Source organism: Methanobacterium sp. (assembly GCF_016217785.1).
In the GTDB taxonomy this organism is placed as follows: domain Archaea; phylum Methanobacteriota; class Methanobacteria; order Methanobacteriales; family Methanobacteriaceae; genus Methanobacterium.
In genome coordinates this window covers 1-2,211 of sequence record NZ_JACRGA010000007.1, presented here as the reverse complement: position 1 = coordinate 2,211, position 2,211 = coordinate 1, and the positions used below count along the sequence as shown (strand labels likewise).

Annotated in this window: 3 protein-coding genes; all 3 read right to left on the bottom strand. The window is 35.1% G+C overall.

Annotation, left to right across the window (positions count from 1 at the left end; translation table 11 throughout):
* Positions 1-12: 12 nt before the first annotated feature.
* The gene (locus HY987_RS03655) at positions 13-1,320 is read right to left on the bottom strand and encodes an IS66 family transposase (RefSeq protein ID WP_292755828.1); all 1,308 of its coding nucleotides are present in this window, start codon (positions 1,318-1,320) and stop codon (positions 13-15) included.
* Positions 1,280-1,462 (bottom strand): DUF2080 family transposase-associated protein, encoded by a 183-nt coding sequence (locus HY987_RS03650; RefSeq protein ID WP_292755826.1) that lies wholly within the window; start codon positions 1,460-1,462, stop codon positions 1,280-1,282. The genes HY987_RS03655 and HY987_RS03650 overlap by 41 nt, the downstream gene beginning before the upstream one ends.
* Before the next feature lie 314 nt (positions 1,463-1,776).
* Positions 1,777-2,211: hypothetical protein (locus HY987_RS03645; RefSeq protein WP_292755824.1), on the bottom strand; the 435-nt coding region annotated here is incomplete at its 5' end.

Genomic DNA, 2,211 nt, shown 5'->3' with positions numbered 1-2,211 from the left:
GTAAGTAATAAGTCAGCAAGCTAAGGAATTCAGATTTTTGAATAAGTTTCTTCCTTGCAGTTTCCATGAATGGAGTACTGAAACAACATTATTTATCCACTTTTTTCCTTTTTCATTTCTATAACAACCAATGCTTTTTCTCAAGAGAACAATTGGTCGCAGTTCTCTTTCCGCATGATTATTATCGAGTGGAACTCCTTCATAATATAATGCAGTAAACCAATCATTTCCCCCATTTTCGATAAGTGTAACTAAGCCTTTTGCTTCTTTGATGGTTTTTAGACATGTAACTATATCATTCAATATCCATTTGCAGCGAGCAATTGCTTGTTCATCTGGCGGTTTTTCATTGAGTATTTTCATTTGTTCATAAAGATTTTTTAGTCGAATATATTGAATTTGTATTTCAGGATTATCATTTGCATAGTCTTTGAATTCTCTAATGAGATGTGCCCAGCAACGCTGCTTTAATAAAAACTCATTATAAGCGTTATATCCATCGACGACAATTACACCTTTGAAATTTTTGAGAAGTTCCTTGATGTTAATCCTTGCTCTGCTTGTAGCAGCACTTAATATTGAAATTGTTTTTGTAAAAACACCCCAAACATAACCATTCTTACCGTCTATTCTGAAACTTGTTTCATCGGCGTGAACATATTTTTCTTTTTGTAGTTGTTCAAGCATAGAATTTCGTTGTGGTTCTAATTTTTCTGCAAATTTGTTTGTTATATTTTGAACTTCGACATCGCTAAAACTCGGAGCACCGAGTTCCCTCATAAAATCCGCAATTTTTTTGTGGGAATTTGTCAAATTCTTTAACATAACTGTTATTGCTTGAATATTTTTACCATAAATCCCTTTGGGTAAATCTACATTTGCAAAAACTATTTCTCCTGTTGCAGGAGAAATGTATTTCATAATTCTATGCTCAATAACTTTAATCGGTTTATCAGGAAAATCAACCTCTGTTTTCTTCCAATAACCAACAGGTTTTCCCAAAGGTAAACCTGAATCTGGACAAAATTCAAGTTTATACTCAACAATTTCATCAGCAGGAGGAAGATTTATTCCGCCTCCATTCCCGCCTTTGGGCTTGCCAGGGAAACGTGGTTTATTTTCCTTATTCTCACCATTCTTTTCGGTAGTATTTTTCTTTAATTGTTTTGAAGAAGGAGTATGTGGATTATCAAATGCTTTAAGATAATGTTCAAGTTTTTCTAATCGTTTTTCAAGCTCTTGTCGAGCTTCTTCTTCTCTCAGAAGTAAATCTATCAATTCATTTTTGCTGAGTTTTCTTAACTCTTTTTTTCTTGACAAGGATAATCACCTTTTCTCCAATATACTCTTTAGGAGCATCAATTTTTGCACCATTCCCAAATTGTGTTACTGTTTTTTCAAAGTAAGCACGAATATTTTTTACTTTAATCTCATTAGAAATTGTTGTTTTAATCTTTTTCATCTTAGTATATACTATGTATATACCAAATATAAATACTTTTCGGTTTAGAAAGTCCCATAGCAAAAAAAAACAACATGGCCAGACATAGCGAACGAGGTTCCCATACGAAGTGTGGGGTTCTCGTTTGCGAAGTAGGGCTTGGCTTGTGGCACAGCAGATTCCGGGGAGTTGCCACAAGCCGAGACCGTCTGTGCCATTGTTGTTGTTGTTTTTTGCACAAATGAACCTGAAAATTAGACAACCTTATTCAGAAAGCTAAAATACAGTTAAAACAGATTTACTTTAAGAATGACTTATTACTTACCTTTTAGGTGTTATTTTAAACGCTCTATTGCCCGTACTGCTTCTACGGCAAATAAAGTTGTCAATATTCCATGACCCCGCTGGCGATATGTTTTCTGATTGTGAACTGGCTCCCATGACCACAAGCCATCTTCTTGTCTTGTTCTGAGAAGATATTCTTTTGCCTGCGCCGCTGTTTTCCTTATTCCTCTTTCTGCTGCTGCTGTTCCTATCCATGCTGCTTCCAACGTATTTCTTATTGTTTCCTGTTCTAGAAACTGATCAAGAGACACTCCTGCATTTCTTTCTAAGAATGTTTGGTCATATGCGCTTATTTCTGCTGCTCTCGCTGCAAAATATGCTCTCCCATAAGGATAATATGTTGTTGCTTCTGGCATATTTGCTATATTCATTATTTGTTTATTGAGCGTTTGTTGAAGATGATATCCTATATCATCACGCAGTCC